Annotated in this window: 22 protein-coding genes; 13 read left to right on the top strand and 9 right to left on the bottom strand. The window is 69.1% G+C overall.

Features of this window, described 5'->3' with window-relative positions; all coding sequences use genetic code 11:
* Positions 1-30 precede the first annotated feature (30 nt).
* From murJ to trxA, 6 genes are all read left to right on the top strand, one after another.
* Entirely contained in the window at positions 31-2,313 is a 2,283-nt protein-coding gene (gene murJ, locus ACIRF9_RS35795; RefSeq protein ID WP_403830953.1) for a murein biosynthesis integral membrane protein MurJ, read from the top strand.
* A 136-nt stretch (positions 2,314-2,449) separates the two neighbouring features.
* On the top strand, positions 2,450-4,162 hold the full coding sequence (locus ACIRF9_RS35800) for a protein kinase family protein (protein WP_403830956.1): 1,713 nt from the start codon (positions 2,450-2,452) through the stop codon (positions 4,160-4,162).
* 27 nt (positions 4,163-4,189) lie between these two features.
* Complete coding sequence (gene sigM, locus ACIRF9_RS35805) at positions 4,190-4,915, top strand: RNA polymerase sigma factor SigM (RefSeq protein WP_403830959.1); 726 nt, start codon at positions 4,190-4,192, stop codon at positions 4,913-4,915.
* Positions 4,912-5,757: an anti-sigma factor family protein gene (locus ACIRF9_RS35810; protein WP_403830962.1), complete on the top strand. Its 846-nt coding sequence runs from the start codon at positions 4,912-4,914 to the stop codon at positions 5,755-5,757. The genes sigM and ACIRF9_RS35810 overlap by 4 nt, the downstream gene beginning before the upstream one ends.
* Before the next feature lie 166 nt (positions 5,758-5,923).
* Complete coding sequence (gene trxB / locus ACIRF9_RS35815; RefSeq protein ID WP_403830964.1) at positions 5,924-6,892, top strand: thioredoxin-disulfide reductase; 969 nt, start codon at positions 5,924-5,926, stop codon at positions 6,890-6,892.
* Between the two features lie 44 nt (positions 6,893-6,936).
* Complete coding sequence (gene trxA, locus ACIRF9_RS35820) at positions 6,937-7,269, top strand: thioredoxin (protein ID WP_403830967.1); 333 nt, start codon at positions 6,937-6,939, stop codon at positions 7,267-7,269.
* 61 nt (positions 7,270-7,330) lie between these two features.
* Here trxA and ACIRF9_RS35825 read toward each other — a convergent pair whose 3' ends face one another.
* From ACIRF9_RS35825 to rpmH, 9 genes are all read right to left on the bottom strand, one after another.
* Complete coding sequence (locus ACIRF9_RS35825) at positions 7,331-7,948, bottom strand: GNAT family N-acetyltransferase (RefSeq protein WP_403830969.1); 618 nt, start codon at positions 7,946-7,948, stop codon at positions 7,331-7,333.
* A gap of 311 nt (positions 7,949-8,259) precedes the next feature.
* Positions 8,260-9,354 carry a ParB/RepB/Spo0J family partition protein gene (locus ACIRF9_RS35830; protein ID WP_403830971.1) on the bottom strand — a complete coding sequence of 365 codons (1,095 nt, stop codon included), beginning with the start codon at positions 9,352-9,354 and terminating at the stop codon, positions 8,260-8,262.
* A complete protein-coding gene (locus ACIRF9_RS35835) occupies positions 9,351-10,424 on the bottom strand; it encodes an AAA family ATPase (protein ID WP_403831282.1) in 1,074 nt (357 codons plus the stop codon). The genes ACIRF9_RS35830 and ACIRF9_RS35835 overlap by 4 nt, the downstream gene beginning before the upstream one ends.
* 275 nt (positions 10,425-10,699) lie before the next feature.
* Positions 10,700-11,416 carry a 16S rRNA (guanine(527)-N(7))-methyltransferase RsmG gene (gene rsmG / locus ACIRF9_RS35840; protein WP_403830972.1) on the bottom strand — a complete coding sequence of 239 codons (717 nt, stop codon included), beginning with the start codon at positions 11,414-11,416 and terminating at the stop codon, positions 10,700-10,702.
* Positions 11,417-11,535: 119 nt separating this feature from the next.
* A complete protein-coding gene (locus ACIRF9_RS35845) occupies positions 11,536-12,048 on the bottom strand; it encodes a protein jag (protein ID WP_403830975.1) in 513 nt (170 codons plus the stop codon).
* Positions 12,049-12,063: 15 nt separating this feature from the next.
* The gene (gene yidC / locus ACIRF9_RS35850; RefSeq protein ID WP_403830977.1) at positions 12,064-13,335 is read right to left on the bottom strand and encodes a membrane protein insertase YidC; all 1,272 of its coding nucleotides are present in this window, start codon (positions 13,333-13,335) and stop codon (positions 12,064-12,066) included.
* Positions 13,336-13,338: 3 nt separating this feature from the next.
* Positions 13,339-13,716, bottom strand: a complete 378-nt coding sequence (gene yidD, locus ACIRF9_RS35855; RefSeq protein ID WP_403830980.1) for a membrane protein insertion efficiency factor YidD — start codon at positions 13,714-13,716, stop codon at positions 13,339-13,341.
* Positions 13,713-14,084: a ribonuclease P protein component gene (rnpA, locus tag ACIRF9_RS35860; RefSeq protein ID WP_403830982.1), complete on the bottom strand. Its 372-nt coding sequence runs from the start codon at positions 14,082-14,084 to the stop codon at positions 13,713-13,715. The genes yidD and rnpA overlap by 4 nt, the downstream gene beginning before the upstream one ends.
* Before the next feature lie 21 nt (positions 14,085-14,105).
* Positions 14,106-14,243 carry a 50S ribosomal protein L34 gene (gene rpmH / locus ACIRF9_RS35865; RefSeq protein ID WP_015659252.1) on the bottom strand — a complete coding sequence of 46 codons (138 nt, stop codon included), beginning with the start codon at positions 14,241-14,243 and terminating at the stop codon, positions 14,106-14,108.
* A gap of 381 nt (positions 14,244-14,624) precedes the next feature.
* Between rpmH and dnaA the strand changes: the two genes are divergently transcribed.
* The 7 genes from dnaA (at position 14,625) to gyrA (ending at position 26,578) form a co-directional block, all read left to right on the top strand.
* Positions 14,625-16,595 (top strand): chromosomal replication initiator protein DnaA, encoded by a 1,971-nt coding sequence (gene dnaA / locus ACIRF9_RS35870; protein WP_403830984.1) that lies wholly within the window; start codon positions 14,625-14,627, stop codon positions 16,593-16,595.
* Positions 16,596-17,510: 915 nt separating this feature from the next.
* Positions 17,511-18,641 carry a DNA polymerase III subunit beta gene (gene dnaN, locus ACIRF9_RS35875; protein ID WP_403830987.1) on the top strand — a complete coding sequence of 377 codons (1,131 nt, stop codon included), beginning with the start codon at positions 17,511-17,513 and terminating at the stop codon, positions 18,639-18,641.
* 188 nt (positions 18,642-18,829) lie between these two features.
* Positions 18,830-19,705: a phosphogluconate dehydrogenase (NAD(+)-dependent, decarboxylating) gene (gene gnd, locus ACIRF9_RS35880; protein ID WP_403830990.1), complete on the top strand. Its 876-nt coding sequence runs from the start codon at positions 18,830-18,832 to the stop codon at positions 19,703-19,705.
* 84 nt (positions 19,706-19,789) lie between these two features.
* Positions 19,790-20,911: a DNA replication/repair protein RecF gene (gene recF, locus ACIRF9_RS35885; RefSeq protein ID WP_403830993.1), complete on the top strand. Its 1,122-nt coding sequence runs from the start codon at positions 19,790-19,792 to the stop codon at positions 20,909-20,911.
* Positions 20,908-21,438 carry a DUF721 domain-containing protein gene (locus tag ACIRF9_RS35890; protein ID WP_403830995.1) on the top strand — a complete coding sequence of 177 codons (531 nt, stop codon included), beginning with the start codon at positions 20,908-20,910 and terminating at the stop codon, positions 21,436-21,438. The genes recF and ACIRF9_RS35890 overlap by 4 nt, the downstream gene beginning before the upstream one ends.
* Before the next feature lie 439 nt (positions 21,439-21,877).
* Positions 21,878-23,941, top strand: coding sequence for a DNA topoisomerase (ATP-hydrolyzing) subunit B (gene gyrB, locus ACIRF9_RS35895; protein ID WP_403830997.1), 2,064 nt, complete (start codon positions 21,878-21,880; stop codon positions 23,939-23,941).
* Between the two features lie 42 nt (positions 23,942-23,983).
* Complete coding sequence (gene gyrA, locus ACIRF9_RS35900; RefSeq protein ID WP_403830999.1) at positions 23,984-26,578, top strand: DNA gyrase subunit A; 2,595 nt, start codon at positions 23,984-23,986, stop codon at positions 26,576-26,578.
* Positions 26,579-26,589 lie beyond the last annotated feature (11 nt).

The following is a 26,589-nucleotide window of genomic DNA, read 5'->3' on the forward strand; positions in this document are numbered from 1 at the left end:
GTGGGCCCGGGACGATGAGGTGGGGTAGCCATGAACGCGCCGTACGAGGGTGACCGCGGCCAGGCCGCGGGCAACTCGGGTCACCCCGAGGGCCCGCCGCCCGAGCACGGCCAGGTGCCGCCGCAGCACCCCGCGGACATGTACCTCCAGGACGCCTACGACCAGGACCCCTACCGGTCCCAGGACCTCACCGCACAGGACCCGGTCGCCGAGGCGCTCTACGACCGTGCCGCACACCCCCCGCCGCCCCCGGGCACGTACCAGCCGCAGCAGCCGCTCTACGGCCGCCCCCCGCAGTCCCCGTACGCCCCCGACCCCCGTGTGTGGGCCCAGCCCCCGGCGCCCGAGCCGGAGGGCCCCACCCAGTACCTGCCCTACGGCGACGACCCGCGCACGACGCAGTTCGTGGGCGTGGACGACCTGGTGTCGCACTCCGGCGAGGAGGAGCACCGGCCCGACGCCTTCGCACACCTGTTCAAGGACCAGCAGCAGGGCGGCACCCGCCCGTCGGCCGAGCCGGCGGTGCCGGGCCCGGCCGTGGCTCCCGGCGGTCAGGGGCCCGCGCCGCGATACGCGGCTCCGGCTTCCGCACCGCCCGTGGACGACCGCACCATGAACCTCGGCAGCGCGGCCGCCGCGGCCGAAGCCCTGGAGCCCGATCCGGCTCCGGCCGCGAAGAAGGGCGGCCGCGCGGCAGGTCTGCTGAAGTCCAGCGCCGTGATGGCCGCGGGCACGATGGTCTCCCGCCTCACCGGTTTCGTCCGCTCCGCGCTGATCGTCTCCGCGCTCGGCGTCGGCCTGCTCGGCGACACCTTCCAGGTCGCCTACCAGCTGCCGACGATGATCTACATCCTGACCGTCGGCGGCGGCCTCAACTCCGTGTTCGTGCCGCAGCTCGTGCGGGCCATGAAGGAGGACGAGGACGGCGGCGAGGCGTACGCCAACCGTCTGCTGACCCTGGTCATGGTGGCGCTGGGCGTGCTCACGATCGCCGCGATCGCCGCCGCCCCCCTGCTGATCCGGGCCCTGTCCGACCCGGTCGCCAGCGACCCGGCGGCCAACGACGTCGCCGTCACGTTCGTCCGCTACTTCCTGCCCTCGATCTTCTTCATGGGCGTCCATGTGGTGATGGGCCAGATCCTCAACGCGCGCGGCAAGTTCGGCGCGATGATGTGGACGCCGGTCCTGAACAACATCGTCATCATCGTGACGCTCGGCATGTTCATCTGGGTCTACGGCACCGCCGCCGACTCCGGCATGAAGGTCACGTCGATCCCGCAGGAGGGCCAACGGCTCCTCGGCGTCGGCGTCCTGCTCGGCCTGGTCGTGCAGGCCCTGGCGATGATCCCGTATCTGCGGGAGACCGGCTTCCGGCTGCGGCTGCGCTTCGACTGGCGGGGCCACGGCCTCGGCAAGGCCGTGACACTCGCCAAGTGGACGTTCCTGTTCGTCCTCGCCAACCAGGCCGGCGCGATCGTCGTCTCCCAGCTGTCGACCGCGGCCGGCAAGGACTCGCCCGTCGACGGCACCGGCTTCGCCGCCTACGCCAACGCCCAGCTGATCTGGGGCCTGCCGCAGGCCATCATCACCGTCTCGCTGATGGCCGCCCTGCTGCCGCGCATCTCCCGCTCGGCGGCCGAGGGCGACGGGGGCGCGGTCCGCGACGACATCTCCCAGGGCCTGCGCACCACGGCCGTCGCGATCGTGCCGATCGCCTTCGGCTTCCTCGCCCTCGGCATCCCGATGTGCACCCTGATCTTCGGCTCCTCCGGCACCAGCGAGGCCACCAACATGGGCTTCATGCTGATGGCCTTCGGCCTCGGCCTGATCCCCTACTCCGTGCAGTACGTGGTGCTGCGCGCCTTCTACGCGTACGAAGACACCCGCACCCCCTTCTACAACACGGTCATCGTGGCCGCGGTCAACGCGAGTGCCTCGGCGGTCTGTTACTTCGTCCTGCCGGCCCGCTGGGCGGTGGTGGGCATGGCCACCGCGTACGGCCTGGCCTACGCGATCGGTGTCGGCGTCGCCTGGAACCGGCTGCGCAAGCGGCTCGGCGGCGACCTCGACGGCTCCCACGTCCTGCGCACCTACGCCAGACTGTGCATCGCCTCCGTACCGGCCGCCCTGATCAGCGGCGCGGCCTGCTACGGCATCGGGCACACTCTGGGCCAGGGCGTGATCGGCTCCTTCGCCGCGCTGCTGGCCGGAGGCGCCCTGCTGCTCGGCGTCTTCTTCGTCGCCGCCCGCCGCATGCGTATCGAGGAGCTCAACTCCCTCGTCGGCATGGTCCGCGGGCGCTTGGGGCGCTGATACAGGAGGTAACGCACAACCATCGTTCGCCGCCGCGTGTCGTGCATAGCGGCGGACTGTGGGCACAATTGGATCGGCGTCGGACGGCGCGCACGAGGTCGGACGGCGCGCACTGGATGGGGAGGCAGGAACGACGGTGGCGGAACGGAGTACGGCTGCCGTCGACGTGGCAGACAACAGCGGCGACGAGCCGCTGACCGCGCAGGCGGACCAGTCCACGGCCGACGGGGTGGCCAAGAACCGGGAGCGGGACACGGACAGCGACGAGGCACAGGGGAGTGGCGGGACGGAACATCCCGATAAGGCCTCACCGCCTGAACTGCACAGCGGCCACAAACTGGCCAGACGCTACCGTCTCGAGGAGTGCGTCACCCGTCTGGACGGTTTCAGCAGTTGGCGTGCCGTCGACGAGAAACTCCGTCGTGCCGTGGGCGTCCATGTCCTGCCCGCGGAGCATGCGCGCGCCCGTTCGGTGCTGGCGGCCGCCCGTTCCTCGGCGCTGCTCGGCGACCCTCGCTTCGTGCAGGTACTGGACGCCGTCGAGGAGAACGACCTCGTCTACGTCGTCCACGAGTGGCTGCCCGACGCCACGGAACTGGCCACGCTGCTCGCGGTCGGCCCGCTGGAGCCGCACGACGCGTACCAGATGGTCAGTCAGATCGCCTCGGCGATGGCCGCCGCGCACCGCGAGGGCCTGTCGCATCTGCGGCTGAACCCCAACGCCGTGCTGCGCACCTCCAGCGGCCAGTGGCGCATCCGCGGCCTCGCGGTCAACGCAGCCCTGCGCGGTATCACTTCCGACACCCCGCAGCGCACCGACACGGAGGCGATCGGTGCGCTGCTGTACGCGGCGCTCACCCAGCGCTGGCCGTATGAGAACGACGCCTACGGGCTGTCCGGGCTGCCCAAGGACGTCGGGCTGATCGCCCCCGACCAGGTCCGCGCCGGCGTCCACCGGGGTCTGTCCGAGCTCGCCATGCGCGCACTCGCCAACGACGGGGCGACCGCCTCCCGGCACGAGGCTGCGTGCACGACGCCGGAGGAACTGGTGAAGGCGATCGGCGAGATGCCCCGCATCCGCCCGCCGGAGCCCGCGTTCACCGCGCCGCCGGAGTACCAGCGCACGACGTACCAGCAGGGCACCTACGGCCGCCCCGCACCCCACCCGGGTGTGACGCAGCCGGTGCCGGCCCCACCGCCCCCGCTGCAGAGCCGCACCGGCCGCGCCCTGAAGTGGGCTGTCTCCGCCCTGCTCATCGCCGCGCTGGGCCTGGGCAGCTGGCAGCTTGCGGACGCCCTGATGGACCAGAGCAAGTCCGACGAGACGAACAAGACGCAGACGACGGACGACGGCGACAAGAGCAGCGCGGCTCCGAAGCCGGCGGCGCTGAAGATCCAGGGTGCGGCCGAGTACTACCCCGATGGGAAGGCCCAGCACGCCAACGACGTGAAGCTCACCTACGACGGCGACAGCTCCACCTACTGGCGGACGTACTCCTTCAACGCGGGACCCGTGCTGGCCCCGTACAAGCAGGGTGTGGGCATCGTCTACGACCTCGGATCCGAGCAGAGCGTGTCGGCGGCTTCGATAGAGCTGCACTACGGCGGGAACTACACCGCGGCCACTCTGTACGCGGCCGATTCACTCTCGTCGTCGGCTCCCCTCAGTTCCATGACGAAGATCGCCACCGCACAGACCACCGGTAAGGAACTGAAGATCTCCGCCAAGACGGCGGTGAAGGCACGGTACGTTCTGCTCTGGATCACGGCGGCGCCCTACTCGGGGCAGGACTCCTACAGCGGTGCCGGCTACAAGCAGGCGATCACGGACGTGCAGTTCACGGGCTGACGTCCCACCGAAGGGGGAGGAGGTCCGATGGCGGAGAGCGCCGGATATGACGCGGCGAGCGATCAGGACCTCCTCGCCCGGCACGTGGAGGGCGACCAGGACGCCTTCGGTGAGCTTGTGCGGCGTCACCGGGACCGGCTCTGGGCCGTCGCCCTGCGGACGCTGGGAGACCGCGAGGAAGCCGCTGACGCCGTCCAGGACGCCCTGGTGTCGGCCTACCGCGCCGCCCACACCTTCCGCGGCCAGTCCGCCGTCACGACCTGGCTGCACCGCATCACCGTGAACGCCTGTCTGGACCGGGCCCGCAAGGCGGCCTCGCGCAAGACCTCGCCGGTCGACGACACCGAACGGCTGGAGCAGCTGCTGGAGCCGCACGAGTCGGCCTCGGCCCCCGCCGAGCGCAACGACCTGCACCGCCAGCTCCTCGAAGCCCTCGGCACCCTCCCTCCCGATCAGCGCGCCGCCCTCGTCCTGGTGGACATGCAGGGCTACCCCGTCGCCGAGGCCGCCCGCATGCTCGACGTGCCGACCGGGACGGTGAAGAGCCGCTGCGCCCGGGGCAGAGCCAGGCTCCTGCCGCTGCTGACCCATCTGCGGCCGGAGAACACCGGCGACGAGAAGGAAAGCGGCAGGGGAAGGAACCGGACGCAGGGGACATCCGTCCCACCGGCAGCGGCCCCTCGGGACGAAGGGGCCGACAGCGCCGGGCCAGGCGATTCAGCTGCTGTGAAGGGCGGAGGTGGGCGAGCGTGACATCGACGACGGACACGACCGGACACCCGGACGTCGCGGAGATCTCCGACCTCACCGAAGGCCTGCTCGCACCGTCCCGCAGCGCCGATGTGCGCCGGCATCTCGACGGCTGTGAGCTCTGCGCCGATGTCCACGCGTCACTCGAGGAGATCCGCGGTCTGCTGGGCGAGCTCCCCAATCCGCCTCGGATGCCGGACGACGTCGCCCAGCGCATCGATGCCGCCCTCGCCGCCGAGGCACCGCATGTTTCACGTGAAACAGCGACCGCGACGGACCGGCCCTCGGGACACGCCCGCACCGCCACCACCGGCCCGGGACGCAAGAACGGCAAGGACGGCAGCGGCCCCCGACGGGGCGGACGCCGCAGGGTCGCGGTCCTGGGCGCTCTCTTCGGCGTCGCGGCTCTGGGGCTCGGTGGCGTCCTGGTGTCCTCGCTGACGGGAGGCGGAGGCCCGGGAACCGCCACGCCCGGGCAGTCCACCGCAGCCGACACCTTCGCCCAGGGCACTCTGGAAGGAAAGGTCGCCGACCTTCTCGACAAGGCCCAGGGCTCCAAGGCCCCGGACAGCCTGGGTGCCGCGACCGTACCCGGCACCGGGGGGCCCAGGGTCCTGCAGGAAACCTCGGTCCCCGTCTGCGTCCAGAAGGGCATCGGCCGCAGCGACACCGCCCTCGCCACCGAGAAGGGCGTGTACCAGGGCACGGACGCCCTGCTCGTCGTGCTGCCCGACACCTCCGACGGCACCAAGGTCGACGCCTACATCATGGACAGGACCTGCGTCACGCACCGGACGTCCGACCCGGCCAAGATCCTTCTGAAGAACTCCTACACCCGTCACTGACGGCCCACCTGCGACTCCGTCCCCAGCGGCTCTCTCCACGGCGTCGTCCCTCCGTGTGCCCGGACACACCGGGAATGCGCGCCCCTTAGGATCCGTTGGGTGGGGTGAGAGTTCAGAGCAACTCCCACCGGTCGAACGACGCAGACCAGAGACGAGGAACAAAGCCGTGAGCGACGTCCGTAACGTGATCATCATCGGCTCCGGGCCCGCCGGCTACACCGCCGCGCTCTACACCGCGCGCGCGTCGCTGAAGCCGCTGGTGTTCGAGGGGGCCGTCACCGCGGGCGGTGCCCTGATGAACACGACCGAGGTGGAGAACTTCCCCGGGTTCCAGGACGGCATCATGGGTCCCGAGCTCATGGACAACATGCGCGCCCAGGCCGAGCGCTTCGGCGCCGAGCTCGTCCCGGACGACATCGTCTCCGTCGACCTCACCGGTGAGATCAAGACCGTCACGGACACCGCCGGCACCGTCCACCGCGCGAAGGCCGTCATCGTCACCACCGGCTCCCAGCACCGCAAGCTCGGTCTGCCGAACGAGGACGCCCTCTCCGGCCGCGGTGTCTCCTGGTGTGCCACCTGTGACGGGTTCTTCTTCAGGGACCACGACATCGCCGTGATCGGCGGCGGCGACACCGCAATGGAAGAGGCGACCTTCCTCTCCCGCTTCGCCAAGTCCGTCACGATCGTCCACCGCCGGGACACCCTGCGCGCCTCCAAGGCGATGCAGGAGCGCGCCTTCGCCGACCCGAAGATCAAGTTCATCTGGGACAGCGAGGTCGCCGAGATCCAGGGCGACCCGAAGCTGGCCGGTCTGAAGCTGCGCAACCTCAAGACCGGTGAGCTCTCCGACCTGGCGGTCACGGGCCTGTTCATCGCGATCGGCCACGACCCGCGCACCGAGCTCTTCAAGGGCCAGCTCGACCTGGACGAGGAGGGCTACCTGAAGGTCGCCGCGCCCTCCACCCGGACCAACCTGACCGGTGTCTTCGCCGCCGGTGACGTGGTCGACCACACCTACCGCCAGGCGATCACCGCGGCCGGTACCGGCTGCTCCGCCGCTCTCGACGCCGAGCGCTACCTCGCCGCCCTCGCGGACGAGGAGCAGGCCGAGCCCGAGAAGACCTCTGTCTGACCCCCCTCTCCCGCCCCACCGCACAAGGAATTAAGGAGCCCCCTGTGGCCGGCACCCTGAAGCAAGTGACCGACGACAACTTCGACGAGGTCGTTCTCAAGAGCGACAAGCCCGTTCTGGTGGACTTCTGGGCCGAGTGGTGCGGCCCGTGCCGTCAGATCGCTCCCTCGCTCGAGGCCATCGCGGCCGAGCATGGCGACAAGATCGAGATCGTCAAGCTCAACATCGACGAGAACCCGACCACGGCCGCGAAGTACGGCGTCATGTCGATCCCGACGCTGAACGTGTACCAGGACGGCGAGGTCGCCAAGACCATCGTCGGTGCCAAGCCGAAGGCCGCGCTCGTCCGCGACCTGGAGATCTTCATCTCCGAGTGACGCGCTGTTTCACGTGAAACACAAAGGGGCCGGCCCGTAAGGGCCGGCCCCTTTCACATGCTTACAGCGGCCGCAGCGCCGGCTCCTTCTGCACGGCCCCCAGCAAGCGGTCCAGCGCCATCTCCACGTCCTCCTTCCAGGACAGCGTGGTCCGCAGCTCCAGCCGCAGCCGAGGGTGGCTGGGATGCGGGCGCACGGTCTTGAAGCCCACGGCCAGCAGATGATCGGCAGGGAGCATGCAGCCCGGTTCCTTCCAGCGGGCGTCGCCGAACGCCTCGATCGCCTTGAAGCCCCTCCGCAGCAGATCCTTGGCGACCGTCTGCACCATCACCCGGCCGAGTCCCTGCCCCTGGTATCCCGGCATGATGAACGAGGTCATCAGCTGCACTGCGTCCGGTGCCACGGGGCTTGTGGGAAACACCGCCGAGCGGGGCACATAGGCGGGCGGAGCGTAGAGGACGAACCCGACGGGGACGTCATCCACGTACACGACCCGGCCGCAGGATCCCCAGTCCAGCAGGACGGCGGAGATCCAGGACTCCTTCTCCAGGGCGGCAGTGCCCGCCTTTACCGCGGCCTCACCGCTGACGGGGTCCAGTTCCCAGAAGACACACGAGCGACAGCGCTTGGGAAGGTCTTGAAGGTTGTCCAGCGTGAGCGGTACGAGCCGGCGCCCCATGAAGGCTGTTCCTCGCTTCCTTCGCCCGCGGCGTCGCGAGCGGCTGTCAGAGCGCTGCGTTCCCTGAGCAGACTGCCGACGAAGCCGCCGACCGCGCCCAGCCCCAGCCCCGCGCTCACCAGTCCGGTCCGGCTCATCGTTCGCATGGCCCCCGCCTCCCACTCCGAGGTGCTGCCTGGTGGATGCGCCATACCCCACCGCATCGTATCCGCGATGCGATTCCCGTCGATACCGACTGAACGCAAAGAGCGAGCCGTGTTCCGGACACACCGGACACGGCTCGCTCGGGCGGTCGTACGCCGACGGGCGGCTCAGTCGTCCGTCAGCTCGGCGTCATCGCCGGCCTTCGGCAGGGTGAAGCCCTCACCGGGAGCAAGGGTGCCGAGGATCCGCTCCAGGTCCTCCACGGAGGCGAACTCGACGGTGATCTTCCCCTTCTTCTGCCCCAGGTCGACCTTCACCCGGGTCTCGAAGCGGTCCGAGAGGCGCGTGGCGAGCTCGGACAGCGCCGGGGAGACCAGTGCACCGGCACGCGGCTTCCTGGCGCGCTGGGCCGTCTGCGGCCGGGAGCCCATGAGGGTCACGATCTCCTCGACGCTGCGCACCGACAGGCCCTCGGCCACGATCCGGTGGGCCAGTCGCTCCTGCTCCTCCGAGTCCTCCACGGAGAGCAGCGCCCGGGCGTGCCCGGCAGAGAGCACTCCTGCCGCCACCCGGTTCTGGACCGCCGGCGAGAGCTTCAGCAGACGCAGCGTGTTGGATACCTGCGGGCGGGACCGACCGATACGGTCCGCCAGCTGGTCATGCGTGCAGTTGAAGTCCTTCAGCAGCTGGTCGTAGGCGGCTGCCTCTTCCAGCGGGTTCAGCTGCGCCCGGTGGAGGTTCTCCAGGAGGGCGTCCAGCAGCAGCTTCTCGTCGTCCGTGGCCCGCACGATCGCCGGGATCGCCTCCAGGCCCGCCTCACGGCAGGCCCGCCAGCGCCGCTCGCCCATGATGAGCTCATACTGCCCGGAGCCCACCTCCCGTACGACGACGGGCTGGAGGAGGCCGACCTCCTTGATGGAGGTGATGAGCTCGTCCAGTGCGTACTCGTCGAAGACCTCTCGCGGCTGGCGCGGGTTCGGCGTGATCGCATCGAGGGGGATCTCCGCGAAGTACGCACCGATGGGCGTGGCCGGCATCTCCACCGCGCCGTAGGCCGGCAGATCCTCCGTTTCACGTGAAACATTCGGCAGCGTGGCCACCTTGGCCGCGGCCACACCGCGGTCGGAGTTCGGGCCCGGAACAGTCGCCTGGGGCACGGAGCCCGCGTTGCCCACTGCGGTCTGCGCCGGCGTCTTCTCCGTCGGGGCGGCAGGGATCAGTGCGGCGAGGCCTCGGCCCAACCCCCTCCGTCGCTCATTCACTGGATCCCCTCCACCATGCTCGGATTGTTCTGAGCGCCGATGTGGGCGTGGGTGGCGTCATAGCTGACGCCCACACCCTTCAGCGCGATCTCTCGTGCCGCCTCAAGGTAGGAGAGGGCACCGCTCGATCCTGGATCGTAGGTCAGTACCGTCTGCCCATAGCTCGGCGCCTCGGAGATACGGACCGAGCGAGGAATGCTCGTCCGCAGCACCTCGTCGCCGAAGTGGGTGCGCACCTCCTCGGCGACCTGCGACGCCAGGCGCGTCCGGCCGTCGTACATGGTGAGCAGGATGGTCGACACATGCAGGGCGGGGTTGAGGTGCCCCCGCACCAGGTCGACGTTGCGCAGCAGCTGGCCCAGTCCCTCCAGCGCGTAGTACTCGCACTGGATCGGGATGAGGACCTCCGCACCGGCCACCAGCGCGTTGACCGTCAGCAGGCCGAGCGAGGGCGGGCAGTCGATGAGGATGTAGTCCAGCGGCTGCTCATAGGCCTGGATGGCCCGCTGCAGTCGGCTCTCTCGGGCCACCAGGGACACCAGCTCGATCTCCGCACCGGCGAGATCGATCGTGGCGGGAGCACAGAAGAGGCCTTCGACATCGGGGACCGGCTGGACGACTTCCGCGAGCGGGCGGCTCTCGACCAACACGTCATAGATGGACGGAACCTCGGCGTGATGGTCGATCCCGAGGGCAGTGGACGCGTTGCCCTGGGGGTCGAGGTCGACCACAAGGACGCGGCCGCCGTGCAGGGCGAGGGAAGCGGCAAGGTTGACGGTCGTCGTCGTCTTGCCGACCCCACCCTTCTGGTTGGCGACCACGATGATCCGGGTCTGCTCAGGGCGTGGCAGACCCTCGCCGGCGCGGCCCAGTGCCTCTACCGCCAGTTGGGCAGCACGACCGATCGGAGTGTCGTCCATCGGGGGCGGTGTTTCACGTGAAACATCCTCCCCCAAGGACTCGGTACGGGGACCGGGGACCGGATCGGCCATCGGTCCCGCGATGTTGGCGTCGGACCGCAAGGATTCACTCTCCTCGACTTCAAGCTCGCAATGAACAGAGCCTGCCATGTCTTCGGGGTCGCGAACCAGTGAGGCCTGTTGTTCTGTGGAGAAATCCACCTCTGTGGACAACTTCACGCCCGCATCGAGTGAACCGAGAGGCTTACGGTCGCGGGGTTCGGCCGCGGCGCGACCGCGGCTGATGATGCCGTGCAGTAGGGAGCGACGTTTCACGTGAAACACGATGCACAGCACCCACGGCCGAACTGTCGCGACACTCCGTTGGGCGTAGGTGGGGCAGCTTGTGTGGAGTACGCCGCGCTACTGCGCCTCCCGTTTCCTCGTCAGCGACGGCGGCGTGCCCGCCCCGTCCGGGCCGCCTTCGCCCGCTTGGCCGCGAACCGCACACCGCCGGGGCTCTCCCCGACCTCGACCCGCACCACCGTGGAGAGCGGATCGACGACGCCCTCGCCGACCTGGAGGATGGAGGTGCCGACCGCGCCGAGCTTGCTCAGGGCGGTGGCCGCGCTCTTCAGCTCCTCCTCTGCGGTGTCGCCCTTCAGGGCGAGCATCTCGCCGTAGGGACGCAGCAAGGGGATGCCCCAGGTGGCCAGGCGGTCCAGCGGGGCCACGGCGCGGGCGGTGACCACATGGACGGGCGGGATCTTGCCCATGACCTCCTCGGCACGGCCGCGGACGACGGTCACATGGTCCAGGCCGAGGAGCTCGACGACCTCGGTCAGGAAGTTCGTACGCCGCAGCAGCGGCTCCAGAAGGGTGATCTTCAGGTCCTCGCGCACAAGCGCCAGGGGGATACCGGGCAGTCCGGCACCTGAGCCGACGTCGCACACGGTCACCCCCTCGGGCACGACCTCGGAGAGCACCGCGCAGTTCAGGATGTGCCTCTCCCACAGGCGGGGCACCTCGCGCGGGCCGATGAGGCCGCGCTGCACGCCTGCCTCGGCCAGGAGCTCGGCGTACCGGACCGCATCCGCGAAGCGATCGCCGAATACCTCGCGTGCCACCTCGGGCGCAGGGGGGAGCTCCGCTGCCTCCGTCACGGGGACCGTCCTTCCGTACCGCATCGGCGCGTCCAGCGCCGACCACCAGAACTACCAGGCTGACAAAGACCGGCCCCGCCTGCGCTACAGACGGGGCCGGGAGAGACGTATGTACCGAATCAGTTGGGGAGCACGACGACGAAGCGCTGCGGCTCCTCGCCCTCGGACTCGCTGCTCAGGCCCGCGGCCTTGACCGCGTCGTGCACGACCTTGCGCTCGAAGGGAGTCATCGGCTTGAGCTTCACGGGCTCGCCGCTGTTCTTGGCGTCGGCCGCGGCCTTGGCGCCCAGCTCGGACAGCTCGGCGCGCTTCTTGGCGCGGTAGCCCGCGATGTCCAGCATCAGCCGGCTGCGGTCGCCGGTCTCCCGGTGCACGGCCAGGCGCGTCAGCTCCTGCAGCGCCTCCAGCACCTCGCCGTCCCGGCCGACCAGCTTCTGCAGGTCACGGGTGCCCGCGTCGCTGATGATCGAGACGGAGGCGCGGTCGGCCTCCACGTCCATGTCGATGTCGCCGTCGAGATCGGCGATGTCCAGCAGACCCTCGAGGTAGTCCGCCGCGATCTCGCCCTCCTGCTCCAGGCGGGTCAGGGTGTCTGCACCCTCGGCGGCGGCGGAGGTGGTGCCTTCCGTCACGGGATGGGCTCCTTCTTACTTCTTGGACGGGGACTTGGGGCGCTGCGGGCCGCCCTTGCGCTGCCCGGACTGGGCCTTGCTGCGGCCACCGGAACCGGCCTTGGGAGCGGCCTGCTGGGCGGCGCCGGAGGGCTTGGCGTCCTCGGGCTCGTCGGACTTGCTCAGCGAGGTCGTCTCACCGGCCGCCTTGGGGCTGCCGGACTGACGCTGCGACTTCGACTGCCGCTTCGGCTGCTGCCGCTTGGCGGCGGCCGCGCTCGTAGCCGTGCCGTCCTCGGTCTGGGCGACGTCCTGGGACTCGCCCTTGACCACGGTGCCGTCGGCCTGGGCCGCGAAGCCCGCCTTGTTCAGAGCGTTGATGAACTTGCGCTCGGCCTCGTTGCGGTCGCGGCCCTTGGCGACGATCGCCTTGATGATGGCGCGCTGCCCGCGGTTGCGGGTCTTGCCGGCGTGGGTGACGTGCTTGTAGAGGCGCTCCAGGTACGCGGCCTGGGCCTTGGAACCCGGGGTCGGGTTGTTGTGGATGACGTACATCTGCTGGCCCATGGTCCACACGTTGGTGGTCAGCCAGTAGACGAGGACACCGACCGGGAAGTTGATGCCGAAGACGGCGAACATGACCGGGAAGATGTACATCAGCATCTTCTGCTGCTGCATGAACGGCGTCTTCACCGAGGTGTCGACGTTCTTCGTCATCAGCTGGCGCTGGGTGAAGAACTGCGAGGCCGACATCAGGACGATCATGATGGCGGTGACGACCCGCACATCGGTGAGGGAGGCGCCGAGGGACTCCGCCTTCGCCGCGCTGTCGGTGAACTTCGCGGCCAGCGGAGCACCGAAGATGTGCGCCTTCTGCGCGCTCTCCAGCAGGCTCTGGTTGATCACGCCAATGGTGTCACCGGACGCGATGCCGTTGAGCACGTGGTACAGGGCGAAGAAGAACGGGGACTGCGCCAGGATGGGAAGGCACGAGGACAACGGGTTGGTGCCCGTCTCCTTGTACAGCTTCATCATCTCTTCGGACTGGCGCTGCTTGTCGTTCTTGTAGCGCTCCTGGATCTTCTTCATCTCGGGCTGCAGCGTCTGCATGGCCCGGGTCGCCTTGATCTGCTTCACGAAGAGCGGGATCAGGCAGATGCGGATCAGAATCACCAGGGACACGATCGACAGGCCCCAGGCCCAGCCGGTGTCAGGCCCGAAGATCTTGCCGTACACCGTGTGGAACTGGACGATGACCCAGGAAACGGGTGTCGTGATGAAGCTGAAGAGGCTGGCAATCGTGTCCACTAATCATGCTCCTTGGGCATGGGACGGGGTCTCTGCGGCCGGGCTCGAAGGACGATTCTCTTCGGTGGTCGAAGAGGGCTTGTCTTCGGTGGCCGTTTCGGCGGCGGAGGTCCCGCCACTGCGTGCACGCCAGGCGTCGCGCAGCATTTCGTGCCACCGCGGGCGCTTCCGCGGCGGGACATGGTCCACGCCCCCCAGCGACCAAGGGTTGCACCTCAGGATGCGCCAGGCAGTGAGTGCCGTTCCCTTGATCGCGCCGTGCCGGTCGATGGCCGTGTAGCCATAGTGAGAGCACGACGGGTAGTACTTGCAGACCGGCCCGAGCAGCGGACTGATCGTCCACTGGTAGAGCTTGATCAGGGCCAGCAGCGGGTACTTCATCGCGCGCCCCCTCCCAGCAGCCGTTGAAGGGCGGCATCAAGGTCTTGGGCCAGCTGTGCGTGGTCGGCGTCGCCCGCGCCGGGCAGCGCCCGTACGACTACCAGGCTACCGGGGGGCAACAGGACGACTCGATCGCGCATCAGATGGCGAAGCCTGCGCTTCACCTTGTTGCGTACGACCGCTCCACCCACGGCCTTGCTCACGACGAAACCCGCACGCGTCGGGGGAGCGCTCTCCCCAGGCGCGTGCGGGTCCGTGGCACCGCTTCGAAGGTGGACGACGAGCGTCGGGCGTCCGGCCCGGCGCCCCCGTCGTACCGCGGTCGCGAAGTCCTCGCGCCGCCTCAGCCGGTTCTCGGTGGGCAGCACGACGGCATGACCTGACCGGAATCAGGCGGACAGGCTGGCGCGACCCTTGGCACGACGGTTCGCGAGAATCGCGCGACCGGCACGGGTGCGCATCCGCAGGCGGAAGCCGTGGGTCTTGGCGCGACGACGGTTGTTCGGCTGGAAGGTGCGCTTGCTCACTCGGGGGCTCCAGAAATCAAATCGGTGGTGGCGGGTGCCGTCCTGGCTGTCACCGTGCGCCCACGAGTAGCTCTCGTTACGCCCGAGTGCACCGCTTCCCGATCACCTGACGCGATCTGTGCCCATCGGAGGCAGGCGGCAGCAGCCATCGACAACTCGACCTGGTTACGGTACGCGCGGCTGCGCCATCCGGTCAAACCAGGGGTCACCGGGAGACACTATCCACAGCCTGGGGACAACAACTTGAACCGCACCCGCCGCCCTGACTACCGTGGCTGGACTCCGATTCGTTCCTTTGTCCCCTGTTCCTGGTCCCCCCGATGCGAATCCCGACCCGTCCCGCAACCACACGTTCGTGGGACCCACGAGAGAGCGTGCCCTGTGGCTGATGTACCTGCCGATCTTGCCGCAGTGTGGCCACGAGTACTGGAGCAGCTCCTCGGTGAGGGCCGGGGCCAGGGTGTCGAGGTGAAGGACGAGCACTGGATCCGGCGCTGCCAGCCGCTCGCGCTGGTGGCCGACACCGCCCTGCTCGCCGTACCGAACGAGTTCGCGAAGGGCGTACTGGAGGGTCGGCTCGCCCCGATCGTCAGCGAGACGCTGAGCCGCGAGTGCGGCCGCCCGATCCGTATCGCGATCACCGTGGACGACTCCGCCGGCGAGCCCCCCGCCCCGCCGGCACCCCCTGTCCAGCAGCCGCCGCAGCCCCGCTACGAGGAGCCCGAACTCCCGTCCGGCCCGTACGACAGCCCGTACGACGAGCAGCCCAAGCCCGGCCGCTACGACAGCACGTACGACAACGGGTACGACAGCCCGTACGAGGGGTATGGCCGGCACCGCGCCGAGCAGCGCCCGGGCCCCTCCGACGGCTCGCGCGGGGACCAGATGCCGACCGCGCGGCCCGCGTACCCGTCGGAGTACCAGCGGCCCGAGCCCGGCGCCTGGCCGCGGCCCCAGCAGGACGAGTACGGCTGGCAGCAGCAGCGGCTCGGTTTCCCGGAGCGCGACCCGTACGCCTCGCCTTCGCAGGACTCCTACGGCTCCCCGAAGGACCCGTACGCCTCGCCGTCCCAGGACGCCTACTCCCAGGACTCCTACGGCCCGCCGGCGCAGGACTACCGTCCCCAGCCGATGGAGCGGCCGTCGTACGACTCCTCTCCGTACGAGCAGAAGCGGCCCGACTACGACCAGCGGGACGCGGTCCGGCGGGAGCTGCCCGAGCCGCCGGCCGGTTCCGGGCCGCCGCAGCGGCCCGGCGGACCCGGTATGCCCGGGTCGTCGGCCGTGCCGTCGCCGTCGGGGGGCGGGCCCGGGGAGCCGACCGCTCGGCTGAACCCGAAGTACCTGTTCGACACGTTCGTCATCGGCGCGTCCAACCGCTTCGCGCACGCGGCGGCGGTCGCCGTCGCCGAGGCGCCGGCGAAGGCCTACAACCCGCTCTTCATCTACGGCGAGTCGGGGCTCGGCAAGACGCACCTGCTGCACGCGATCGGACACTACGCGCGGAGCCTCTACCCCGGCACGCGTGTGCGGTACGTGAGCTCCGAGGAGTTCACCAACGAGTTCATCAACTCCATCCGCGACGGCAAGGGCGACAGCTTCCGCAAGCGGTACCGGGAGATGGACATCCTGCTCGTCGACGACATCCAGTTCCTGGCGGACAAGGAGTCGACGCAGGAGGAGTTCTTCCACACCTTCAACACGCTCCACAACGCGAACAAGCAGATCGTGCTCTCCAGTGACCGGCCGCCCAAGCAACTGGTGACGCTCGAGGACCGGTTGAGGAACCGTTTCGAGTGGGGCCTGATCACCGACGTCCAGCCGCCCGAGCTGGAGACGCGGATCGCGATCCTGCGCAAGAAGGCGGTGCAGGAACAGCTCAACGCCCCGCCGGAGGTGCTGGAGTTCATCGCCTCACGGATCTCGCGCAACATCCGTGAGCTGGAGGGCGCGCTGATCCGGGTGACGGCGTTCGCGTCGCTCAACCGCCAGCCGGTGGACCTGGGCCTGACGGAGATCGTCCTGAAGGACCTAATCCCCGGCGGCGAGGACTCGGCGCCCGAGATCACCTCCACGGCCATCATGAGCGCAACCGCGGACTACTTCGGCCTCACGGTCGAGGACCTCTGCGGAACCTCACGCGGGCGCGCGCTGGTGACCGCCCGGCAGATCGCCATGTACCTGTGCCGCGAGCTGACGGACCTCTCGCTGCCGAAGATCGGCGCGCTGTTCGGCGGCCGCGACCACACCACCGTCATGCACGCCGACCGCAAGATCCGCAATCTGATGGCCGAGCGGCGCTCCATCTACAACCAGGTGACCGAGCTGACCAACCGCATCAAGGCCGGCTGAGAGGGCCTCTCACCCGCCGTCGAGGGCGCCCCGGGATCACGTCCCGGGGCGCCTTTCGCGTGTGCGGGAGAGGGCGTGGGGGCGTCGGCCACCCCGGGCCCGGGGGGTGCGCTGGAAGCCCGCCGGTCATCCGCTGTTCGATTAGCCGTCGGGTTACGGCCTCTCTCCACAGATTCGGTGACTTTTTCCCGTCCACACCCTGGGGACCGGGAAGTTGTCCAGACTGTATCCACAGGCGAGCCTGTGGGGAGACCATCGAGCCAGGTCAACAGGTTGTGGATTCGTGGACGAAGGATCTCCACAGGCTGTGGACAAAAAGTTGATCCACAGGCTGTGCACGAAGTTGTCCACCGGCAACCCACAGGCTGTGGCCGGTTGTCCCCAGCAATCAGCGGTTTCTCCACATCCCTGTCCACTGTTCGGCAACGTGACGCACCTCCTCACCGCGTCGAGTGAAAGGCGTCACATGAACGTGACGGGTTGGGCTGTGGGAAAGGTGGGTAAAGCTGGGGACGACGCTGGGGAGAACTCGCCCCTCCCTGTGCACGGAGTGTGCAGAACTTTCTGTTCTCCACAGACGGCCCCGGTTGTCCACCGCCTCCGCCCACAGGGCCCGTGGACAAAATATCGCCTCTGAGCTGCGCAAACGCAGTTATCCACGGTATCCACAGGCCCTACTACTACTGACGACTAGAGAGAGCCTGGAATCCGTTTCGAAGAGGGTCCTGTGCACAACTCGCTCTTCGTTGCCCGGCTGCCCCTCGTCACGACTTGACCCCGAGAGGCACCTACTGTCAGTGCGGTGCGTCAGACTGGACCCCGGTGGTCCTTCCCTTCCGAGGGGCCGATCACACCGAGACAGACGACGAAGCCAGGCAGGGCGAGAAGCGCCGGCAACAGCAGGAGGCGGCAAGAGTGAAGATCCGGGTGGAACGCGACGTACTCGCGGAGGCAGTGGCCTGGGCGGCGCGCAGCCTCCCGGCCCGTCCGCCGGCGCCTGTCCTCGCCGGCCTCCTGCTGAAGGCCGACGACGGTGCCCTCAGCCTCTCCAGCTTCGACTACGAGGTCTCCGCGCGCGTGTCCGTCGACGCGGAGGTCGAGGAGGAGGGCACGGTCCTCGTCTCCGGCCGACTGCTGGCCGACATCTGCCGCGCCCTCCCCAACCGGCCGGTGGAGATTTCCACAGACGGTGTACGGGCGACCGTGGTCTGCGGATCCTCGCGGTTCACCCTCCACACCCTGCCTGTGGAGGAGTACCCCTCGCTGCCCCAGATGCCGAACGCGACGGGCACGGTCCCCGGCGAGGTCTTCGCCTCCGCGGCCGCCCAGGTCGCCATCGCGGCCGGCCGCGACGACACGCTCCCCGTCCTCACCGGTGTGCGCATCGAGATCGAGGGCGACACCGTCACGCTGGCCTCCACCGACCGTTACCGCTTCGCGGTCCGCGAGTTCCTGTGGAAGCCGGAGAACCCGGACGCCTCCGCGGTCGCCCTGGTGCCCGCCAAGACGCTCCTGGACACCGCCAAGGCGCTCACCAGCGGTGACAGCGTCATCCTGGCGCTGTCCGGCTCGGGCGCGGGCGAGGGCCTGATCGGTTTCGAGGGCGCCGGTCGGCGCACGACCACCCGTCTCCTCGAAGGCGACCTGCCGAAGTACCGCACGCTGTTCCCGACCGAGTTCAACTCCGTCGCCGTGATCGAGACCGCCCCCTTCGTGGAGGCCGTCAAGCGTGTGGCCCTGGTCGCCGAGCGCAACACCCCGGTGCGGCTCAGCTTCGAGCAGGGCGTGCTCATCCTGGAGGCCGGCTCCAGCGACGACGCACAGGCTGTGGAAAGGGTCGACGCCCAGCTGGAGGGCGACGACATCTCGATCGCCTTCAACCCGACCTTCCTGCTGGACGGCCTGAGCGCGATCGACTCCCCGGTCGCCCAGCTGTCCTTCACGACGTCCACCAAGCCCGCGCTGCTGAGCGGCAAGCCGGCGCTCGACGCCGAGGCGGACGAGGCCTACAAGTACCTGATCATGCCGGTGCGGCTGAGCGGCTGAGCGATCCGAGGCAGCCTGAAGTTGTCCACAGGCCGTGGAGAACCGACTCCCGGCCTGTGGGGAAACCCGCAGGTGGGACCGTACGTCTGAGCGCGTATGCCCACAGGTGTGCGTGACCGTCCGGGTTTAGGCTCGGACATGGGTACGAAGGTGCCCCACACGCCACACAGCGACCTAAGGAACAACTGATGGAGCTCGGTCTCGTCGGCCTCGGCAAAATGGGCGGCAACATGCGCGAGCGGATCCGCCGCGCGGGCCACACCGTCGTCGGATACGACCGCAACCCTGACCTCGCGGATGTCCACAGCCTCGAAGAGCTTGTGGGCAAGCTCAAGGGCCCGCGCGTGGTGTGGGTGATGGTCCCGGCGGGTGCCGCCACCCAGTCGACGATCGACGAGCTCGCCGAGCTCCTCGAGCCGGGCGACGTCGTCGTGGACGGCGGCAACTCCCGCTGGACGGACGACGAGAAGCACGCCGAGGAGCTGGCCGCCAAGGGCATAGGCTTCGTCGACTGCGGTGTCTCCGGCGGCGTCTGGGGCCTGGAGAACGGCTATGCGCTCATGTACGGCGGCGACGCGGAGAACGTCGCCAAGGTGCGGCCCGTCTTCGACGCGCTCAAGCCCGAGGGCGACTTCGGATCGGTGCACGCCGGCAAGGTCGGCGCCGGCCACTTCGCCAAGATGGTCCACAACGGCATCGAGTACGCCATGATGCAGGCCTACGCCGAGGGCTGGGAGCTCCTGGAGAAGGTCGACTCCGTCACGGACGTGCGCGAGGTCTTCCGCTCCTGGCAGGAGGGCACGGTCATCCGGTCCTGGCTGCTCGACCTCGCGGTCAACGCCCTCGACGAGGACGAGCACCTCGACAAGCTGAAGGGCTTCGCACAGGACTCCGGCGAGGGCCGCTGGACCGTGGAGGCTGCCATCGACAACGCCGTGCCGCTGCCCGCGATCACGGCCTCGCTGTTCGCGAGGTTCTCCTCCCGCCAGGAGGACTCGCCGCAGATGAAGATGATCGCGGCGCTGCGCAACCAGTTCGGCGGCCATGCCGTCGAGAAGAAGTAATCCACAGATCCACAGTTCCAGATCCACAGATCCGCGGGCCCAGCGGCCGTGGATCCACACCCTGGGGGAGGTCGGCGAACGACCATGCACGTCACGCATCTGTCGCTGGCCGACTTCCGCTCGTACGCCCGGGTCGAGGTCCCGCTCGACCCGGGCGTCACCGCCTTGGTCGGCCCCAACGGGCAGGGCAAGACGAATCTCGTCGAGGCCGTCGGCTATCTCGCCACCCTCGGCAGCCACCGGGTCGCCTCCGACGCGCCCCTGGTCCGCATGGGCGCCGACCGCGCGATCGTCCGGGCCCAGGTCCGGCAGGGCGACCGGCAGCAGCTGGTCGAGCTGGAGCTCAACCCCGGCAAGGCCAACCGCGCCCGCATCAACCGTTCCTCGCAGGTCAGACCCCGGGATGTGCTGGGCATCGTACGGACCGTGCTGTTCGCGCCCGAGGACCTCGCGCTCGTCAAGGGCGACCCCGGGGAGCGGCGGCGGTTCCTCGACGAGCTGGTCACCGCGCGCTCCCCGCGGATGGCCGGGGTGCGCTCGGACTACGAGCGGGTGCTCAAGCAGCGCAACACCCTGCTGAAGTCGGCGGCGCTCGCGCGGCGGCACGGCGGGAGGTCGATGGACCTGTCCACGCTCGACGTGTGGGACCAGCACCTCGCGCGCGCGGGTGCCGAGCTGCTCGCCCAGCGGCTCGACCTGGTCGCCGCGATCCAGCCGCTCGCCGACAAGGCGTACGAGCAGCTGGCGCCGGGCGGCGGACCGGTCGCCCTGGAGTACAAGCCGTCCGCGCCCGGCGAGGCGCACACGCGGGAGGACCTCTACGCGCAGCTGATGGCGGCGCTCGCGGACGTCCGCAAGCAGGAGATCGAGCGGGGCGTCACGCTCGTGGGCCCGCATCGGGACGATCTGCTGCTCAAACTCGGTCAGCTGCCCGCCAAGGGGTACGCCTCGCACGGCGAGTCCTGGTCCTACGCGCTGGCGCTGCGGCTGGCCTCCTACGACCTGTTGCGGGCCGAGGGCAACGAGCCGGTGCTGGTGCTCGACGACGTGTTCGCCGAGCTGGACGCGCGCCGGCGGGAGCGGCTGGCCGAGCTGGTCGCGCCCGGTGAGCAGGTGCTGGTGACGGCCGCGGTCGACGACGACGTACCGGATGTGCTGGCCGGGGCGCGGTACGCCGTGGCGAACGGGACGGTGGAGCGCGTATGAGCGAGCAGGAGCCCAGGAGCACGCCCGAGCCCTCCGGCGTCGACCTCGCGCGCGTGGCCCTCAGAGCGGCGCGCGAGCAGGCACGCGCGCGGGGGGACGCGGCGCAGCAGAAGAAGCAGGCGCGGCGCGGTGGCGGTCTGCGCTCCGGTGCGCGGGCGGACGGGCGCGACCCCATGGCGCTCGGCGCCGCGATCAACCGGCTGCTGAACGAGCGCGGCTGGGAGGCGCCGGCCGCGGTGGGCGGGGTGATGGGCCGCTGGCCGGAGATCGTCGGCGAGGACGTGGCCAAGCACTGCGTGCCGGAGCGGTACGACGAGGACGAGCGGGTGCTGGTGGTGCGCTGCGACTCGACGGCCTGGGCGACTAACCTGCGGCTGCTCGCCCCGACCCTGGTCGCCCGGCTCAACGAGGACCTCGGGCACGGCCGGGTCAAGCAGATCAAGGTGCAGGGTCCCGGCGGCCCCGCCCGCCGCTACGGCCCGCTGCGGGCCCCGGGGAGCACCGGACCCGGCGACACCTACGGGTGATCTGTGTCACGTACCAGGACGGCGGGGGTGGTGTCACGCACCACTCCGGCCGTCTTTCTGTGCCGTCGGCGATGGTCTGCGGGTGGCTTGCGGGTGGCCTGCCGGGGGCCCGCGGAGGGCCGTGAACAGCCCGCACGAGGTTGCGATTTCCGACCTGACTCCCCGGTAGCCAAGGGTTGACACCCGGAAGCGCTGAGTGCCGCTGTGAGCCTCTTGGAGCCCCCTTCCGCATATCGGGACCCGTCGGAGACCGGTTGAGGGCGGCACATCCGGACTCAGGTACCGGCAAACCCCCATCACTGTCAGTGCTACCGGTAGACTGGAAGCCAATCCCGCCCCAAACGTGGGGACCGCCCGGGACAAGCTGAGCAACGCTGATCAAGGCTTACCAACGCAACATGCCGCAGCCGCTCCGGCAACTCGCCGAGGAGCCTGGCTAGTGCTGTGCCAGAAAGGGCGCTTCGTGGCCGATTCCGGCAACCCCAACGAGAACAACCCGTCCACCGACGCCGGCGTGAACGGCGAGGTCACCGCCTCGTACGACGCCAGCGCCATCACCGTCCTCGAGGGCCTGGACGCGGTCCGCAAGCGCCCCGGTATGTACATCGGCTCCACGGGCGAGCGTGGCCTGCACCACCTCGTGTACGAGGTCGTCGACAACTCGGTCGACGAGGCGCTGGCCGGCCACGCGGACACGATCGACGTGACGATCCTGGCCGACGGCGGCGTCCGCGTCATCGACAACGGCCGTGGCATCCCGGTGGGCATCGTCCCCTCCGAGGGCAAGCCGGCCGTCGAGGTCGTGCTCACCGTGCTGCACGCGGGCGGCAAGTTCGGCGGCGGCGGTTACGCGGTCTCCGGCGGTCTGCACGGCGTGGGCGTCTCCGTGGTGAACGCCCTGTCGTCCAAGGTCGCGGTCGAGGTGAAGACCGACGGCCACCGCTGGACGCAGGACTACAAGATGGGCGTCCCCACGGCCCCGCTGGCCAAGCACGAGGCCATCGAGCAGACCGGCACCTCGGTCACCTTCTGGGCCGACGGCGACATCTTCGAGACCACCGAGTACTCCTTCGAGACGCTCTCGCGGCGCTTCCAGGAGATGGCGTTCCTCAACAAGGGTTTGACGATCAAACTCACCGACGAGCGCGAGTCGGCGAAGGCCACCGCCGGGGCGGACGAGGCGGGCGCCGACGAGAAGTCCGAGGTCAAGACCGTCACGTACCACTACGAGGGCGGCATCGTCGACTTCGTGAAGTACCTCAACTCCCGCAAGGGCGACGTGGTGCACCCGACGGTGATCGACCTCGAGGCCGAGGACAAGGAGCGTGCCCTCTCCCTCGAGGTCGCGATGCAGTGGAACAGCGGTTACAGCGAGGGCGTGTACTCCTTCGCGAACATCATCCACACGCACGAGGGCGGTACGCACGAGGAGGGCTTCCGCGCGGCCCTGACCAACCTGGTCAACAAGTACGCGCGCGACAAGAAGCTGCTGCGCGAGAAGGACGACAACCTCACGGGTGACGACATCCGCGAGGGTCTGACCGCGATCATCTCGGTCAAGCTGAGCGAGCCGCAGTTCGAGGGCCAGACCAAGACCAAGCTGGGCAACACGGAGGCGAAGACCTTCGTCCAGAAGGCGGTCTACGAGCACCTCCAGGACTGGCTGGACCGCAACCCGGTCGAGGCGGCCGACATCGTCCGCAAGGGCATCCAGGCGGCCACCGCGCGCGTGGCGGCCCGCAAGGCCCGCGACCTGACGCGCCGTAAGGGTCTGCTGGAGTCGGCGTCCCTGCCGGGCAAGCTCTCCGACTGCCAGTCGAACGACCCCACCAAGTGCGAGATCTTCATCGTCGAGGGTGACTCCGCCGGCGGCTCGGCCAAGTCCGGCCGCAACCCGCAGTACCAGGCGATCCTCCCGATCCGCGGCAAGATCCTCAACGTGGAGAAGGCGCGGATCGACAAGATCCTGCAGAACCAGGAGATCCAGGCGCTGATCTCGGCCTTCGGCACCGGTGTGCACGAGGACTTCGACATCGAGAAGCTGCGCTATCACAAGATCATCCTGATGGCGGACGCCGACGTCGACGGCCAGCACATCAACACCCTGCTGCTGACCTTCCTGTTCCGCTTCATGCGGCCCCTGGTCGAGGCCGGGCACGTGTTCCTCTCCCGCCCCCCGCTCTACAAGATCAAGTGGGGCCGGGAGGACGTCGAGTACGCGTACTCCGACCGTGAGCGCGACGCGCTGATCGAGATGGGCCGCCAGCGCGGCAAGCGCGTCCGCGAGGACTCGATCCAGCGCTTCAAGGGTCTCGGCGAGATGAACGCCGAGGAGCTGCGCGTGACCACCATGGACCAGGAGCACCGCGTCCTCGGCCAGGTCACCCTCGACGACGCCGCGCAGGCCGACGACCTCTTCTCGGTCCTCATGGGCGAGGACGTCGAGGCCCGCCGTGCCTTCATCCAGCGCAACGCCAAGGACGTCCGCTTCCTCGACATCTGAGTCGGTCTCAGCTGACCGCACCAGGAAGGATCTTCACCAGCAATGGCCGACGAGAACACTCCAGTCACCCCTGAAGAGGGCGGCGAGCTGGCGATGCGCATCGAGCCCGTGGGGCTCGAGACGGAGATGCAGCGCTCGTACCTCGACTACGCGATGTCCGTCATCGTCTCCCGCGCCCTGCCCGACGTCCGGGACGGTCTCAAGCCCGTCCACCGGCGCGTGCTGTACGCGATGTACGACGGCGGCTACCGCCCCGAGCGCGGCTTCTACAAGTGCGCGCGCGTGGTCGGCGACGTCATGGGCAACTACCACCCCCACGGCGACTCCTCGATCTACGACGCGCTGGTCCGCCTCGCCCAGCCGTGGGCGATGCGCATGCCGCTCGTCGACTCCAACGGCAACTTCGGCTCTCCGGGCAACGACCCGGCGGCCGCCATGCGCTACACCGAGTGCAAGATGGCGCCGCTGTCGATGGAGATGGTCCGTGACATCGACGAGGAGACCGTCGACTTCACGGACAACTACGACGGCCGCTCGCAGGAGCCGACCGTCCTGCCCGCCCGCTTCCCGAACCTGCTGATCAACGGCTCCGCCGGTATCGCGGTCGGCATGGCGACCAACATCCCGCCGCACAACCTGCGCGAGGTCGCGGCCGGCGCCCAGTGGTACCTGGAGAACCCGGAGGCCTCGCACGAGGAGCTCCTGGACGCCCTCATCGAGCGCATCAAGGGCCCCGACTTCCCGACCGGCGCCCTGGTCGTCGGCCGCAAGGGCATCGAGGAGGCGTACCGCACGGGCCGCGGCTCGATCACCATGCGGGCGGTCGTCGAGGTCGAGGAGATCCAGAACCGCCAGTGCCTGGTGGTGACGGAGCTGCCGTACCAGGTGAACCCGGACAACCTCGCGCAGAAGATCGCCGACCTGGTGAAGGACGGCAAGGTCGGCGGCATCGCGGACGTCCGCGACGAGACGAGCTCGCGCACGGGCCAGCGTCTCGTGATCGTCCTGAAGCGGGACGCGGTCGCCAAGGTCGTCCTGAACAACCTGTACAAGCACACGGACCTGCAGTCGAACTTCGGCGCCAACATGCTGGCGCTGGTCGACGGCGTCCCGCGCACGCTGTCCCTCGACGCGTTCATCCGCCACTGGGTGACGCACCAGATCGAGGTCATCGTCCGCCGTACGCGCTTCAGGCTGCGCAAGGCCGAGGAGCGCGCGCACATCCTGCGCGGCCTGCTGAAGGCCCTGGACGCCATCGACGAGGTCATCGCCCTCATCCGGGGCAGCGAGACCGTCGAGATCGCGCGCACGGGCCTGATGGACCTCCTGGAGATCGACGAGATCCAGGCCAACGCCATCCTCGAGATGCAGCTGCGCCGACTGGCCGCCCTGGAGCGCCAGAAGATCGTCCAGGAGCACGACGAACTCCAGGCGAAGATCACCGAGTACAACGAGATCCTGGCCTCGCCGGTCCGCCAGCGCGGCATCGTCAGCGCGGAACTCGCCGCGATCGTCGAGAAGTTCGGCGACGACCGCAAGACCATGCTGGTGCCCTACGACGGTGACATGTCCATCGAGGACCTGATCGCCGAGGAGGACATCGTCGTCACGGTCTCGCGCGGCGGTTACGTCAAGCGCACCAAGACCGTCGACTACCGCGCCCAGAAGCGCGGCGGCAAGGGCGTGCGCGGTACGAAGCTGAAGGAAGACGACATCGTCGACCACTTCTTCGTCTCCACCACGCACCACTGGCTGCTGTTCTTCACCAACAAGGGCCGGGTGTACCGGGCGAAGGCCTACGAGCTGCCCGACGCCGGCCGGGACGCGCGTGGCCAGCACGTGGCGAACCTGCTCGCCTTCCAGCCGGACGAGGCGATCGCCGAGATCCTCGCGATCCGCGACTACGAGGCGGCGCCCTACCTGGTCCTGGCCACCAAGGGCGGCTTGGTCAAGAAGACGCCGCTGAAGGATTACGATTCGCCCCGTTCCGGCGGTGTGATCGCCATCAACCTCCGTGAGATGGAGGACGGTTCCGACGACGAACTGATCGGAGCCGAACTCGTCTCGGCCGACGACGATCTGCTGCTGATCAGCAAGAAGGCACAGTCGATCCGATTCACGGCGACGGACGAAACACTGCGGCCCATGGGCCGTGCGACCTCGGGTGTCAAGGGCATGAGCTTCCGTGAGGGAGACCAGCTGCTCTCGATGAATGTTGTTCGACCCGGTACGTTCGTGTTCACTGCCACAGACGGCGGGTACGCGAAGCGGACCGCCGTCGACGAGTACCGCGTCCAGGGTCGCGGCGGCCTCGGCATCAAGGCCGCCAAGATCGTGGAGGACCGTGGTTCGCTCGTCGGCGCGCTGGTGGTCGAGGAGACCGACGAGATCCTCGCCATCACGTTGTCGGGCGGTGTGATTCGTACGCGAGTCAACGAGGTCAGGGAGACGGGCCGTGACACCATGGGCGTCCAACTGATCAACCTGGGCAAGCGCGATGCCGTCGTGGGCATCGCACGTAACGCCGAGGCGGGGCGCGAGGCGGAGGAGGTCGACGGCGACGAGGCCGTGGACGAGACCGCCGAGAGCGCCGCGACCACCGGCACGGACGAGGGTGAGGCGCCCTCGGCCGAGTAGGCACGAGGAGT

The organism is Streptomyces sp. NPDC096132, assembly GCF_044763345.1.
Classification (GTDB): Bacteria; Actinomycetota; Actinomycetes; order Streptomycetales; family Streptomycetaceae; genus Streptomyces.

Excerpts from the sequence above, each read along its gene's own strand:
- murJ (WP_403830953.1), top strand. The coding sequence starts at position 31 with ATGAACGCGCCGTACGAGGGTGACCGCGGCCAGGCCGCGGGCAACTCG.
- sigM (WP_403830959.1), top strand. The coding sequence starts at position 4,190 with ATGGCGGAGAGCGCCGGATATGACGCGGCGAGCGATCAGGACCTCCTC.
- ACIRF9_RS35825 (WP_403830969.1), bottom strand. The coding sequence starts at position 7,948 with ATGGGGCGCCGGCTCGTACCGCTCACGCTGGACAACCTTCAAGACCTT.
- ACIRF9_RS35835 (WP_403831282.1), bottom strand. The coding sequence starts at position 10,424 with ATGGCAGGCTCTGTTCATTGCGAGCTTGAAGTCGAGGAGAGTGAATCC.
- yidD (WP_403830980.1), bottom strand. The coding sequence starts at position 13,716 with ATGAAGTACCCGCTGCTGGCCCTGATCAAGCTCTACCAGTGGACGATC.
- gnd (WP_403830990.1), top strand. The coding sequence starts at position 18,830 with ATGGAGCTCGGTCTCGTCGGCCTCGGCAAAATGGGCGGCAACATGCGC.
- recF (WP_403830993.1), top strand. The coding sequence starts at position 19,790 with ATGCACGTCACGCATCTGTCGCTGGCCGACTTCCGCTCGTACGCCCGG.
- ACIRF9_RS35890 (WP_403830995.1), top strand. The coding sequence starts at position 20,908 with ATGAGCGAGCAGGAGCCCAGGAGCACGCCCGAGCCCTCCGGCGTCGAC.
- gyrA (WP_403830999.1), top strand. The coding sequence starts at position 23,984 with ATGGCCGACGAGAACACTCCAGTCACCCCTGAAGAGGGCGGCGAGCTG.